The sequence below is a fragment of the Methylocaldum szegediense genome (assembly GCF_949769195.1).
GTDB lineage: Bacteria > Pseudomonadota > Gammaproteobacteria > Methylococcales > Methylococcaceae > Methylocaldum > Methylocaldum szegediense.
This window is the reverse complement of sequence record NZ_OX458333.1, coordinates 2,974,546-2,987,257: the sequence shown is the minus strand read 5'-3', so window position 1 is coordinate 2,987,257 and position 12,712 is coordinate 2,974,546. Positions and strand designations below refer to the sequence as shown.

The following is a 12,712-nucleotide window of genomic DNA, read 5'->3' as shown; positions in this document are numbered from 1 at the left end:
TGGTTCTCTCCCCCAAGCATTACATTCGACGCCGAGAACGTTTTCCCGACTACCGGCTTCCTCGAACACTACCGCTGAGCATGATGCAGCCGAGTGTCGCCACGGCTTGTTTGCCCTCCGGTGACTCATGCAACGACCTAAGGTACGATTCCGCTTCCTTTTGCCATCGCGCTGGTCGCCAAGTGCGGCTACGCGCGCAATCACCTCAAGGGGGAATGGTGAGTGACTTTGAGAAAGATCATCTCGTTCGTATTGAGCTTTTCCGCTCTATCGGTTCACGCCGATTATTGGCGTCCCGAAGACGAGCAGGCCTGCCAAAACAATGTGGCCGGCAAATTTAAATATTATGCGCTCGCTCTATCCTGGTCGCCGGAGTTCTGCCGTTCCCATCCCGATCTTCGGAACGAGCCGCAGTGTCGGGAAAATCGCCGGTTCATCGTCCACGGGCTTTGGCCTCAGTGCGAAAACGCCGCTCCGCGGGAGTACCGATACGGTGGACGCCCTGACCGGATCGACAAGCGCAAGATTTACGCCTTCATGCCATCAGACTATTTGATCCGTCACGAGTGGAAAGCTCACGGAACCTGCACCGCACTGTCCCGTAGCGAGTATTTCGAGCTGACGGAATTGCTCTACCGGAAACTGAATTTGCCCAGACTTGCCGAAACCGCCAAAGCGGAAGAGATCGAGCGACTGTTCATGGAAGAAAATCCTGGGCTCGACGAGGACGAAATCGTATTGTCCTGCGCCACAAACGGTGAAAGAAGCAGCGCCAAGACCTTAGACGAAGTGATTATTTGCTTCGACCGCGACACTCACGCCTTCACCCGCTGCGAGAACATCCGCGACACCTGCCGGACGCAAAAAACCGTCACGGTAACCGGAGCGCGGTAGAGTCGAGACGCGAAAATCATTGGCTCTCTGAATCCGCTACACTGAGCGTTTCGATCTTACAAACACGCCGAGAACAGGCATGCCTCCGCGATTCACATGAGCCTCGATTACGCCACCCTCGACCTCCTTCGGCAAAACCACCCGGCCTGGCGCTTGCTGCGCTCGGATCATGCGCCGCTAGTGGCGAGTTTTCTGCATCGGGTGTTCATCGCACCCAATGTGCGGGTGATGGCGCAGTCGGATCTAGTGGAAGCGTTGGAGGACGAGCTGTTCGGACTGCGCGAGCGGCTGGGTGAGGAAGCATTTCCTAAGTCTGCGCACGAATACCTGAACGATTGGGCCGGCAACGACAAAGCCTGGCTGCGCAAGTTTTACGTACAAGGCTCGGATGAACCGCATTTCGATCTGACACCGTCCACCGAAAAAGCGATCGCCTGGCTGGGCACGCTGACTGAACGAACCTTCGTCGGCACCGAATCGCGGCTGCTTACCTTGTTCGAACTGCTCAGGCAGATGAGCGAAGGCTCCGAAACTAATCCCGAGGCGCGCATCGCGGAACTTAAGAGGCGTCGCGACGAGATCGACGCCGAGATTGCGCGCGTCCAGTCCGGCGACATCCCGCTGCTGGACGACACGGCGCTGAAGGACCGCTTTCAGCAGTTTATGGCGCTGGCCCGCGAACTCCTCACCGATTTCCGCGAAGTCGAACACAATTTCCGCGCGCTGGACCGTCGGGTCCGGGAGCGTATCGCGCTGTGGGACGGCGGCAAGGGAGCCCTACTGGAAGAGATCATGGGTGAGCGCGACGCCATCGCCGGCTCGGATCAGGGCCGAAGCTTCCGAGCCTTCTGGGACTTCCTCATGTCCAGCCGCCGCCAGGAGGAGCTGACGGAATTGCTGGACCGGGTACTGAGCCTGCCGCCGGTAGCCGAACTTCGGCCGGACGCTCGCATCCGTCGCATTCACTACGACTGGCTGGAAGCGGGCGAGCACACCCAGCGCACGGTCGCCCAGCTTTCGCAGCAGTTGCGACGTTTTTTGGACGACAAAGCCTGGCTCGAAAACCGGCGCATCATGGATATCCTCCGCAACATCGAGGCCAAGGCGCTAGAACTGCGCGACTCGCCGCCCGCGGGCGACATCATGACTGTCGCCGATACTGCCGCGACTATCGAGCTGCCCATGGAAAGGCCGCTTTATGTTCCCCCAATCAAGCCGCGCATCGCCGATCTAGTGCTGGAAACGGGCGACGCCGAAGTGGACGCCGCTGCGCTGTTCTCCCAGGTGGTGGTCAACAAAACGGCCCTGTCGCGCCACATCCGCCATGCCTTGCAGGAACGCTCGCAAATCACCTTGCGCGAGCTGTGCGAGAAATACCCCTTGAAGCAGGGCCTAGCTGAACTGATTGCCTACTTGCAACTCGCGAGTGAAACCTTCAAGTCCGTGGTGGACGAAGAGGTAACCGAGATCATCGTCTGGCAGTACGACGACGGAAGCATGAAACAAGCCCGGCTGCCGCGAGTGATTTTTGTGAGATAAGGATGACGGAACAAGACATCGAAACGTCGAACAACGCCGCGCCCGAGCTCTCGGCTGTAGTGGTGCCGCTGCTGAAAGGCGTGATTTACCAGGAAAGCGATCCCGCGCTGTGGAACGCGCTGCTCAATCTCCAAGGCCGCGTGCGCGACTACGTGGCCGTGCTCGGGCTGGAGCTGATGCTGGACGAAGCCGAAGGCTACGCCTTCCTACGCTCGCGTGCCGACGACGAGGACGAGGCCAAGGCCAAGACGCCGCGTCTGATTGCTCGGCGCCCGCTTTCTTTCCCGGTCAGCCTGCTGCTAGCGCTGCTCCGCAAGAAACTGGCCGAATTCGACGCCAGCGGCAGCGACACCCGCCAGGTAATCTCACGTAGCGAGGCGGTCGAGTTAATCCGCGTGTTCCTACCCGAAGGCAGCAACGAGGCCAGACTGATCGACCAGGTCGACGCGCATCTCAACAAGATTGTGGAGCTCGGCTTCCTGCGGCGTCTGAAGACAGCTGCCGGACAGGAGGCGATGTTCGAGGTGCGCCGCATCCTCAAAGCCTTCATCGACGCGCAGTGGCTGGCGGAATTCGATCAGCGACTGGATGCCTACAAGGCGCTGTTGCTCGAAAACCGGCAGGATTACCAAGGCGATGAATGAAACTACGTTTGGTGATGGAAAAGCGGTTACGGACACCGCCACCCAGGTCAGCAAAGCTTATCAAGAAGCAAAAGCAGGAAAGAAGCACGCCGGTTTGCTGAAACGCTACAGAAACGATCCCGATCACCTCATAGAGCGCGCGATTCGGACGTACAATAAACGCATCGAGGAGCATCGCGCCTGGATCATCGATCCAACGCTGACGGTCAGCAACGAACTGAGCGATATCGAAATCGATTATCTCGTGAAGCGAAAGTGGCCGGCCGATATTCTCCGCTTGGAAGAGGAGCGGGACATCATGATCGGAATCTTGGAGGAACGCAGACGTGGCAAATAGAATCGACTTGCAAGTAATACTCGAGGAAATCGTGAACGCGGCCAAAGAACACGGTGCGGAAGCTGCTCGCGGCGAGCGGGAATTCGACAAAGGCCTGGCCATGGCGTACTACGACGTCTTGAACATCGCCAAGGAACAAGCCGAGTTGCTAGGAGTCGATCCGGCCGAAATCGGATTAGCGGATATCGATCTGGAAAAACAATTGCTGCGGCCTAAGCGGAAAGAAGCGACGGCCTGACAGTTTTGGAAACGCTGAGTCTGGATTTCACCGGAGACGACACGCTCACCGGCTACCGCCTGCACCGCCTGGAAGTATTCAACTGGGGTACTTTCGATGGCCGGGTGTGGACGCTGCATCTCGACGGTAAGAATGCCTTGCTCACCGGTGATATCGGTTCCGGCAAATCCACCCTGGTCGACGCAGTGACCACGCTGCTGGTGCCGGCCCATCGCATCGCCTACAACAAGGCGGCCGGGGCCGACGCCAAGGAGCGCACGCTGCGCTCCTACGTGCTGGGCTATTACAAGTCCGAGCGCAGCGACACGACCGGCTCCGCCAAGCCAGTCGCGCTACGCGATCACAACAGCTACTCGGTCATTCTCGGCGTGTTTCATAACGCCGGCTACGATCAGACAGTGACCCTGGCCCAGGTCTTCTGGATGAAAGAGCCGCAGGGACAACCTGCGCGCTTTTTCGTCGGCGCCGAACGCGCGCTCTCCATCGCTCAGGACTTCGCCCATTTCGGCTCGGACATAGGTGCCTTGCGCAAACGGTTGCGCAACTCGGGCGTCGAAATCTTCGACAGCTTCCCGCCGTATGGCGCCTGGTTCCGCCGCCGCTTCGGCATCGACAACGAACAGGCGCTGGAACTGTTTCACCAAACCGTCTCGATGAAATCGGTGGGGAATCTGACCGATTTCGTGCGCAGCCACATGCTGGAGCCCTTCGATGTCGCCCCGCGCATCACCGCCCTGATCGCTCACTTCGACGACCTCAACCGCGCCCATGAAGCGGTGCTCAAGGCGAAGCGCCAGGTGGAACTGCTCACGCCGCTGGTGGCCGATTGCGACCGGTATACGGAAATCGCCGCTCGCTGCGAGGAACTGCGCGCTTGCCGCGAGGCGTTGAAGCCTTATTTCGCGCGTCTGAAACTCGGTTTGCTGGAAAAACGCATCGCTGCGCTCGACAACGAACTGGTGCGACTCAATACGCAGGTGGCGCGGCTGGAAGAACGAAAGCAAGGGCAGCAGGCCGAAGAGAGGGAACTTCGGCGCAGCATCGCCGAGAACGGCGGCGACCGCATCGAGCGCATTCGCGAGGAAATCTGCCAGAAAGAGGAAGAACAGGCTCGGCGGCGCAAGAAAGCCGAGGATTACGCCGAGTTGGTGCGCTCCTTGGGGCTTGTTCCGCCCGAAGACGACGACGCCTTTCTCGCCCAGCAACGCGAATTCGCCGCCTTGAAGGAGCAAACCGAAGCCCGCGAAGCGGAACTCCAGAACGAGCAAAACGAGGTGCACTTTGCCTTCGCCCAAGGCCGGGAGGAACACAAGGCTCTGATGGATGAGATCGAGAGCCTGAAGGCCCGCCGCAGTAATATCGACGCCCAGCAGATTGCCATGCGCGCCGCGCTGTGCCAGGCGCTGAACCTGTCCGAGGACGAGATGCCTTTTGCGGGCGAGCTGATCCAAGTGCGCGAAGAGGAGCGCGAATGGGAGGGGGCGGCGGAACGCCTGCTGCGCAATTTCGGCCTGTCCATGTTGGTACCGGACGTGTATTACACTCGGGTCGCGGAGTGGGTGGACCGCACCCATCTCAAAGGACGGCTGGTTTACTTCCGAGTGAGGGAGAGCCAGCGCGGCGAGCTACCCAGTCTTCACTCCGACTCGCTGGTGCACAAGCTCGCCGTCAAACCCGATTCGGTCTTTTACGACTGGCTGGAACGCGAGCTCGCCCACCGTTTCGACTACGCCTGCTGCGTCACGCAGGAACAATTCCGTCGCGAGCCCAAGGCCATTACCCGCGCCGGCCAGATCAAGGCACCCGGCGAACGCCACGAAAAAGACGACCGGCATCGCTTGGACGACCGTAGCCGCTACGTGCTCGGCTGGTCCAATGCCGCCAAGATCGCGGCCCTCGAATCCAGGGCAAGGCAGCTCGAAACCCGGCTGGGCGAACTGGGTAGCCGCCTCGCCGCGCTTGACGCCGAACAAAAGGCGATCCGCGCGCGGCTCACAACGCTGTCCAAACTCGAGGTCTACCGCGACTTCCGCGAACTCGACTGGCGTCCCCTGGCGAGCGAAGTAGCCCGGCTGCAAGATGAAAAACGCCGGCTCGAAGCGGCCTCGGACGTGCTCAAGCAACTCGGCGAGCGGTTGAACGCCGTGGTGCTCGCTCTGGAAGAAACCGAACGCCGGCTCATCGAACGCAGGGACGATCGAGCGCGAGCCGAACAGAGGAGGAACGATGCCGAGGCTTTGCGCGCGCAAATCCAAGCCATGCTCGACGATCCGGCTAATGCCGTCCACACGGCCAACTTCCCGTTACTGGATGCGATGCGTGCGGAAGCCCTGGGCGAACATCGTCTCGAAGTCGAAAACTGCGACCCGCGTGAGCAGGACATGCGCAAATGGCTGCAGGGACGCATCGATGCGGAGGATGGCAAGCTCAGCCGTCTCCGCGACAAGATCATCAAGGCCATGGCCGAATACAAGGACGCTTTCAAGCTGGAGACCCAGGACGTGGACGTCAGCATCGAAGCCGCCCACGAGTACCGCGAGATGCTGGCGAAACTGGAGGCCGACGATTTGCCCCGCTTCGAGGCGCGCTTCAAGGAACTGCTCAACGAGAACACCATCCGTGAGGTCGCCAATTTCCAATCGCAGCTGAACCGCGAGCGGGAGACCATCAAAGAGCGGATCGCCCAGATCAACGCCTCGCTCAATCAGATCGACTACAACCCCGGTCGCTACATTGTTTTGGAAGCGCAGTTGTCTCAGGACAACGACCTGCGCGACTTCCAGTCCGCCTTGCGCAAATGCACCGAAGGCGCGTTGACCGGTTCGGACGATACACAGTACTCGGAAGAGAAGTTTCTGCAAGTGAAGGAGATCATCGAGCGTTTCCGTGGACGCGAAGGGCAGGCCGAGATGGACCGGCGCTGGACGGCACGGGTCACCGACGTTCGCAACTGGTTTACCTTCGCCGCCTCGGAACGCTGGCGCGCCGATGGAACCGAATACGAGCACTATTCCGACTCCGGGGGCAAATCCGGCGGGCAGAAGGAAAAACTCGCCTATACCATTCTGGCCGCCAGCCTGGCCTACCAGTTCGGCCTAGAATGGGGTGCGGTGCGCTCCCGTTCCTTCCGCTTCGTAGTCATCGACGAAGCCTTCGGCCGCGGTTCGGACGAATCGGCCCAATACGGATTGAAACTGTTTCAGCAGCTCAATCTGCAACTTCTGATCGTCACGCCGTTGCAGAAGATCCACATCATCGAACCCTTCGTTGCCAGCGTCGGCTTCGTGCACAACGAGGACGGCCGCGCCTCCAAGCTGCGCAACCTCACCATCGAGGACTATCGCGCGGAAAAGGCGAGGGCCAGGGCATGACGTCGTTCCATGCAGCTAAGAAATTTTAGGAACTCTACCCCGCCGGACACAGGTGCCTACACAAGTCCCCAACACCGTCATTCCGACATGGATTGCCGGAATCTAGGAGCCAAGGATGGCAAGGCGTCCATGTCTCTGTAATCTGGACCCCGGCAATCCCTACTGGGGTGACGCACTTCAACCAAATACGAGTCAAGCATGACCTGGACCACGCCTGCCGACCTCCGCGCCCAGGTACAAAAACTTTGGGACAAAGGACTGATCCTGGCCAGCCTGGCCGGCGGCGAGACCGTGTTCCCGCGCCGACTCACGCTCAAGGGACCTTCTTCCTCCGAACTCACCGACCGTTTCGATCAGGTCCGAAGCTGGATCGCCGATCTCAGGCGCGGTTCGCACTACCGGGTGGTGATGCGCGAAGTGCGGCACCGCGTCCTCGGGGCGAACCAGATTCCCGATGAAATCTGGGTCGACACGCTGGACGATGCACTGGCCCTGATCGGAAAACGCCGCGACGCCGAGCGCTTTGCCCAAGTGGTGGCGACCACCCGGAATCGCCGGCCCGCCGTGCTCCCCTGGCTGGTCAAATATCCCCTCAAAGCCCTGGAACTGGCCGACCGCTGGCCGATGCTCCTCGACATCGTCGATTGGATAGAGGCCCATCCGCGTCCCGGCGTTTATCTCCGACAAATCGACATTCCGGGCATCCATACCAAGTTCATCGAAACCCATCGCTCGGTGTTGTCGGAGCTCCTGGACCTCACCCTGCCGCCCGACGCGTTCGACGCCGACGCCGTCGGCCTCGGCCAGTTCTGCCGCCGCTACGGATTCCGCGACAAGCCGGTCCGAATTCGATTCCGCATCCTCGATCCCGAACTCGCCCTGCTTCCCGGCACCGCCGACCAGGACATCACCCTGGACCACGACACCTTCGCCCTGCTGGACGCCAAAGTCGACCGGGTATTCATCACCGAAAACGAAACCAACTTTCTCGCCTTCCCGAACCTGCCTCGCAGCATGGTCGTATTCGGCGCCGGCTATGGATTCGATAGGTTGGCTCAAGCCGCCTGGCTGCACCGCTGCGCGATCCACTACTGGGGCGATATCGACACTCACGGCTTCGCCATCCTGGACCAATTGCGGACCTATTTTCCCCATACAGAATCTTTCCTAATGGACCGCGAAACCCTCATGGCCCACTCGTCTCAATGGTTAACCGAACCCCGGCCGGTCCGCCGTGATCTCCCCCAACTCACCCGCGAGGAGCAAGTGCTTTACGACGACCTCCGCCACAACCGCATTCGTCCAGCCCTCCGCCTCGAACAGGAACGAATCGGCTTCGGGTGGATTGAAATGGCGCTGGATCGGCTGCAGACGGAACATGGCACTGTTGATTAGCCAGAGCAACTATACGCTAACGAACTTCGCGGACCATACTGAGAACATCAGCCATGACACCATTAACCGCTACCTGCGGGGGAACGGATCATCCCGAGGTTGATCTGGGACAACATCCAAGTACTGTTCATGCCGGTCGCCGAAGGGTGTCTGATCTTTGATGACACGGTACTAGACCATTAAAGACTTTAACCCCGGCGCAGCGCTGGATGTTATGGTGCGCCAATGCCTGACCAATACTGGCCCGACCGACTACCTGCTGTTTGGCAACCGCGAATACGAGAAGTTGATCGCCCGCGATAAGGCTAACCTGGACATTTTCTAGATCAAGGACGACAGCCTCGATAACCTAGACGACTTACCGCCGCCGGATGTGTTACAACAGGAAATCATCGACCATCTGGAAGCGGCCTTGGCCGCGTTCCGCGATGTGGCGGCTGGATTGGCGCGGTGAACGCCCTGATACGCCGAAGCCGCTGCAAATTGGCATCATTCAGAAATAGATTACGGTGATCTCCGTCAAACTCCCGTTCGATCCCACCTACGGCTACACCCTAGAGTCGTTGCTTCAGGTCGGCTGCCCGGAGGAACCCAGCGATTTCGTCGAGTTCTGGGAAGCTCGCTACCGACGCGCGCTGAGCGTTGACCCGAGCCCAGAGCTATCTCGCAGCAAAGACGATCATCCGGATTTCGATGTTTACGCTATCCGGCATCGGTCGACGGACGATTTCGTCATCGGCGGCTGGCTGGTCCGTCCGAAGCGTGGACCGGTTCGGCGGGGGCTGGTGGTAGGGCATGGCTATGGCGGCCGGGAGGGTCCTGATTTCGATCTGCCGGTCCGGGAGGCGGCGGTTTTGTTTCCCTGCTTCCGCGGGCTTTCCGCGAGCCGCGATCCGCGCCTGCCGGACGACCCTGCTCGTCACGTCCTGCACGGCATTGACCAGCGTGATCATTACATCCTAGGCAGCTGCGTCGAGGATTTATGGCTGGCGGTTTCGGTGCTGCTGCACATCTTTCCGCAAGTCGAAGGGCATATCGCCTACTCGGGAATCAGTTTCGGCGGCGGCATCGGCGCTTTGGCACTACCCTGGGAGCCGCGCATTCAAATCGCCCATCTGAACGTTCCGACCTTCGGCCACCAGCCCTTGAGGCTTACCTTGCCCACTTTAGGGAGTGGGGAAGCCGTCCGACGCTACGAGCGCCGGCACGGGTCTGTGCTGGAAACCTTACGCTATTACGACGCTGCCTGCGCTGCGCGGCACATTCGGATTCCCGTTCATGTTGCGGCGGCCTTGTCCGATCCTTTCGTTGCGCCACCCGGCCAATTCGCCATCTATAATGCGCTACCGGGACCCAAGCGCTTGTTCGTTCTCAAAGCCGGGCACTCCGATTATCCGGAACGGGTTGAGCAGGAGCGGGCGTTACTGGAGGAGCTTAGCGCTTTTTTCGAGCCACTCTAGTCAGAGCGAAGTTTCCTTGTGCTCCTCGAGAGCTTTTCGCCGTGACCGCGTATATGGCTGGAAATGCCGACCGACACTTCCAAGATTTTTCGAACCGCTTCGAGCGAGTCGAAAAACGAGGCGTTAGCCTTTCTTGGATTATGTCGCCGAGCAAATAGGCTAATCTTGAGTAGAGCCGAAAAGGCGGGTTGACCGTCTAGGCGGGGCGGGTAGCGATGAGCCGGATCACGGATATCGTTGAGGTCCGCGACCCGGACAAATCACGGATTATTTGATTTTCGCTTCCTTGTACAGGACATGCTTGCGGATGACGGGATCGAATTTCTTGATCTCCATCTTTTCCGGCATGTTCCGCTTGTTCTTGGTGGTCGTGTAAAAATGGCCGGTGCCGGCGCTGGATACCAATTTGATTTTGTCGCGCATGATTCACACCTCGATCAGACTTTTTCACCACGCTTACGGATCTCCGCCAAAACGGCGTCTATACCTTTCTTGTCGATGATGCGCATACCGTGGCTGGAAACACGAAGGGTCACCCAACGGTTTTCGCTCTCGACCCAAAAACGGTGTTGGTGCAGATTCGGATTGAACAAGCGCTTCGTTTTGTTATTAGCGTGCGAGACATTATTGCCTACAATACGGCGCTTGCCCGTCACCTGGCATACTCTCGGCATGATAAACCTCTAACTCGCCTAGCTGGAACGGAAACTAGGCTTTATATATGATTCGAGGTTTTCAAGTCAAGCCGCGCTATTCTGTAGGGAAATACCGATATGTGTCTGAAACTCGGGATCGTTATGGATCCCATCGGGAACATCAAAATTGAGAAAGACACCAGCTTCGCCATGCTGTTGGAAGCCCAGTCTAGGGGTTACGAGCTTTACTACATGGAGCTCAACGATCTTTACTTGCGCGACGGACGCACTTACGCGAGGATGCGACGACTGAGCGTGCAGCGCCAGCCACAGTCCTGGTTCAGCTTCTTTGGCGAGACCGAAGCTCCGCTGGACTCGCTGGACGTGGTACTGATGCGCAAAGACCCCCCTTTCGACCAGGAATACATCTACGCCACCTATCTATTGGAATGCGCGGAAAATCGGGGACTTTACGTAGTCAACAAGCCTCGCTCGCTGCGCGACGCCAACGAAAAGCTATTCACCTCCTGGTTTCCGCATTGCTGTCCGCCGACCCTTGTGGCGCGGGAAGCACGGAAGATTCGGGAGTTCCTGCACGAACAGGGCGAAATCATCCTGAAACCTCTGGACGGCATGGGCGGTGCCTCCATTTTCCGCGTAGCGGAGAACGATCCCAACCTGAGCGTCATCCTGGAAACCATGACCCGGCACAACGCGCGCTTCGTTATGGCTCAGCGCTATCTGCCGGAAATCGTCGACGGTGACAAACGCATCCTGGTGGTGAACGGCGAGGCCGTTCCCTATGCGCTAGCGCGTATCCCAGCGCTGGGTGAAAGCCGCGGAAACCTTGCCGCCGGAGGGCGCGCAGAAGGCCGCGAACTGACGCCAAGGGATCGCTGGATCGTTGACCAGGTCGGACCAACACTCAAGGAAAGAGGGTTGGTTTTCGTGGGACTGGATGTTATTGGAGACTACTTGACCGAGGTGAATGTAACCAGCCCTACCTGCGTGCAGGAGCTAGACGCATTGTTCGGATTGAATATCAGTGCCTTACTCATGAATCATATCGAGTCCACTGTGCGGGTTCAGTAAGGTAGCCTCATGAATAGCGAAAAGGTTTTTTCCGACCGCTTCCTTCTATCCCTGCTTTTTGCTGCCGTCGCACATGCTGTTCTGATTCTGGGCGTCAGCTTCGAAATACCCAAGGAACCCGAAGCCAATAAATCCCTTACCATCGCGCTGGTCCGAAACCCTTCGCAGAAAGCGCCTGAGAAAGCCGATTTCCTTGCCCCAGAAAACCAGTTCGGGAGCGGGACCCATACCGAAAAGGCGATTCCGCGAAGCGATCCCACGCCCCAGGAGGGCCAGGGCCGGCAAGCCGAGAATTCGCCCAGCCCCGCGCCTGTCCAGGAAGCCAAGCTCAAACGCGTGCTGAAACAGCAAACGTCCGAAAAGAAAATCGTCATGGACCGGGGCACGGAGGTACAGCCGAACCCACAGCCGGTTAAACTCACCGCCGCAGCGCTCAGCCAGCAGATTGCGGAATTGAGCGCCGAACTCAACAAGTCGCGGGAGGAATATGCCCGCCGTCCGAGACTGGTGTACATCAATTCGGTGAACGCTCACAAATACAAGGCGGCCGCCTACGAGAAAGCCTGGCAGGAAAAAATCGAACGCATCGGCAATCTCAATTATCCTGACGAGGCGCGCCGCCGGAAACTTTCCGGGAGCCTGCTTCTGAGCGTTGGCATTAAGCCGGACGGAACCGTGTACAGCGTACAAATCCGGCATTCGTCCGGTCATCAAGTGTTGGACGACGCCGCTATGAACATCGTGCAGCTTGCTGCTCCTTTTGCGCCTTTCCCCCAAGAGCTTCGCCAGCAGGCGGATGTCTTGGTTATCACGCGCACATGGCGTTTCGAGGACAATCACCGTCTCGAGACTGGTCCCTGATCCACCCCGGTTCAACATGGCAGTGAAAAACTACAAGCGCATCCAGCAAACAGCGTGAGCAGTTTCAACGAATGCGCACTATGCCGTGCAACCGGGACGTTTTTTCCCTTCTGTCGAGAAAGCTTTCACTAGACAGCCTCAGCTCGGTAAACCATTCGAGTTGAGCCCGTCCAAAGATCTGTCCTGAGCGTGCGGAAGCGGCGGGGCGAAATTCCGCGTACTCAGAGCTTACCTACGCCAAGGCCA

General features: G+C 58.9%; 12 protein-coding genes. 10 read left to right on the top strand and 2 right to left on the bottom strand.

Annotated elements, in window-relative coordinates:
• Window positions 1-222: 222 nt before the first annotated feature.
• From QEN43_RS12855 to QEN43_RS12820, 8 genes are all read left to right on the top strand, one after another.
• Window positions 223-894 (top strand): ribonuclease T2 family protein, encoded by a 672-nt coding sequence (locus QEN43_RS12855; RefSeq protein WP_051331868.1) that lies wholly within the window; start codon window positions 223-225, stop codon window positions 892-894.
• Window positions 895-990: 96 nt separating this feature from the next.
• The gene (locus QEN43_RS12850; protein WP_026611130.1) at window positions 991-2,433 is read left to right on the top strand and encodes a DUF3375 domain-containing protein; all 1,443 of its coding nucleotides are present in this window, start codon (window positions 991-993) and stop codon (window positions 2,431-2,433) included.
• Between the two features lie 2 nt (window positions 2,434-2,435).
• Window positions 2,436-3,077, top strand: coding sequence for a DUF4194 domain-containing protein (locus tag QEN43_RS12845; RefSeq protein WP_036269118.1), 642 nt, complete (start codon window positions 2,436-2,438; stop codon window positions 3,075-3,077).
• Window positions 3,070-3,414 (top strand): hypothetical protein, encoded by a 345-nt coding sequence (locus QEN43_RS12840; protein ID WP_026611132.1) that lies wholly within the window; start codon window positions 3,070-3,072, stop codon window positions 3,412-3,414. The genes QEN43_RS12845 and QEN43_RS12840 overlap by 8 nt, the downstream gene beginning before the upstream one ends.
• Entirely contained in the window at window positions 3,404-3,652 is a 249-nt protein-coding gene (locus QEN43_RS12835; RefSeq protein ID WP_026611133.1) for a hypothetical protein, read from the top strand. Before QEN43_RS12840 ends, QEN43_RS12835 begins: the two co-directional genes overlap by 11 nt.
• Before the next feature lie 5 nt (window positions 3,653-3,657).
• On the top strand, window positions 3,658-7,023 hold the full coding sequence (locus QEN43_RS12830) for an ATP-binding protein (protein ID WP_317963281.1): 3,366 nt from the start codon (window positions 3,658-3,660) through the stop codon (window positions 7,021-7,023).
• Between the two features lie 198 nt (window positions 7,024-7,221).
• Entirely contained in the window at window positions 7,222-8,418 is a 1,197-nt protein-coding gene (locus QEN43_RS12825) for a DUF3322 domain-containing protein (protein ID WP_317963280.1), read from the top strand.
• Between the two features lie 509 nt (window positions 8,419-8,927).
• Window positions 8,928-9,878, top strand: coding sequence for an acetylxylan esterase (locus tag QEN43_RS12820; RefSeq protein ID WP_235726655.1), 951 nt, complete (start codon window positions 8,928-8,930; stop codon window positions 9,876-9,878).
• Window positions 9,879-10,145: 267 nt separating this feature from the next.
• Here QEN43_RS12820 and rpmG read toward each other — a convergent pair whose 3' ends face one another.
• Together rpmG and rpmB are read right to left on the bottom strand one after the other, a co-directional pair.
• Window positions 10,146-10,301, bottom strand: a complete 156-nt coding sequence (gene rpmG / locus QEN43_RS12815; protein WP_026611137.1) for a 50S ribosomal protein L33 — start codon at window positions 10,299-10,301, stop codon at window positions 10,146-10,148.
• A 14-nt stretch (window positions 10,302-10,315) separates the two neighbouring features.
• Window positions 10,316-10,552, bottom strand: a complete 237-nt coding sequence (gene rpmB / locus QEN43_RS12810) for a 50S ribosomal protein L28 (RefSeq protein WP_026611138.1) — start codon at window positions 10,550-10,552, stop codon at window positions 10,316-10,318.
• A gap of 99 nt (window positions 10,553-10,651) precedes the next feature.
• Here rpmB and gshB point away from each other — a divergent pair, with 99 nt between their 5' ends.
• Window positions 10,652-11,605 (top strand): glutathione synthase, encoded by a 954-nt coding sequence (gene gshB / locus QEN43_RS12805; protein WP_026611139.1) that lies wholly within the window; start codon window positions 10,652-10,654, stop codon window positions 11,603-11,605.
• Window positions 11,606-11,614: 9 nt separating this feature from the next.
• Window positions 11,615-12,466, top strand: a complete 852-nt coding sequence (locus tag QEN43_RS12800; protein WP_026611140.1) for an energy transducer TonB — start codon at window positions 11,615-11,617, stop codon at window positions 12,464-12,466.
• Window positions 12,467-12,712: the final 246 nt, after the last annotated feature.

Coding starts and splice junctions, on each gene's coding strand:
- QEN43_RS12850 (WP_026611130.1), top strand. CDS start 991: ATGAGCCTCGATTACGCCACCCTCGACCTCCTTCGGCAAAACCACCCG.
- QEN43_RS12845 (WP_036269118.1), top strand. CDS start 2,436: ATGACGGAACAAGACATCGAAACGTCGAACAACGCCGCGCCCGAGCTC.
- QEN43_RS12840 (WP_026611132.1), top strand. CDS start 3,070: ATGAATGAAACTACGTTTGGTGATGGAAAAGCGGTTACGGACACCGCC.
- QEN43_RS12825 (WP_317963280.1), top strand. CDS start 7,222: ATGACCTGGACCACGCCTGCCGACCTCCGCGCCCAGGTACAAAAACTT.
- rpmG (WP_026611137.1), bottom strand. CDS start 10,301: ATGCGCGACAAAATCAAATTGGTATCCAGCGCCGGCACCGGCCATTTT.
- rpmB (WP_026611138.1), bottom strand. CDS start 10,552: ATGCCGAGAGTATGCCAGGTGACGGGCAAGCGCCGTATTGTAGGCAAT.
- gshB (WP_026611139.1), top strand. CDS start 10,652: ATGTGTCTGAAACTCGGGATCGTTATGGATCCCATCGGGAACATCAAA.
- QEN43_RS12800 (WP_026611140.1), top strand. CDS start 11,615: ATGAATAGCGAAAAGGTTTTTTCCGACCGCTTCCTTCTATCCCTGCTT.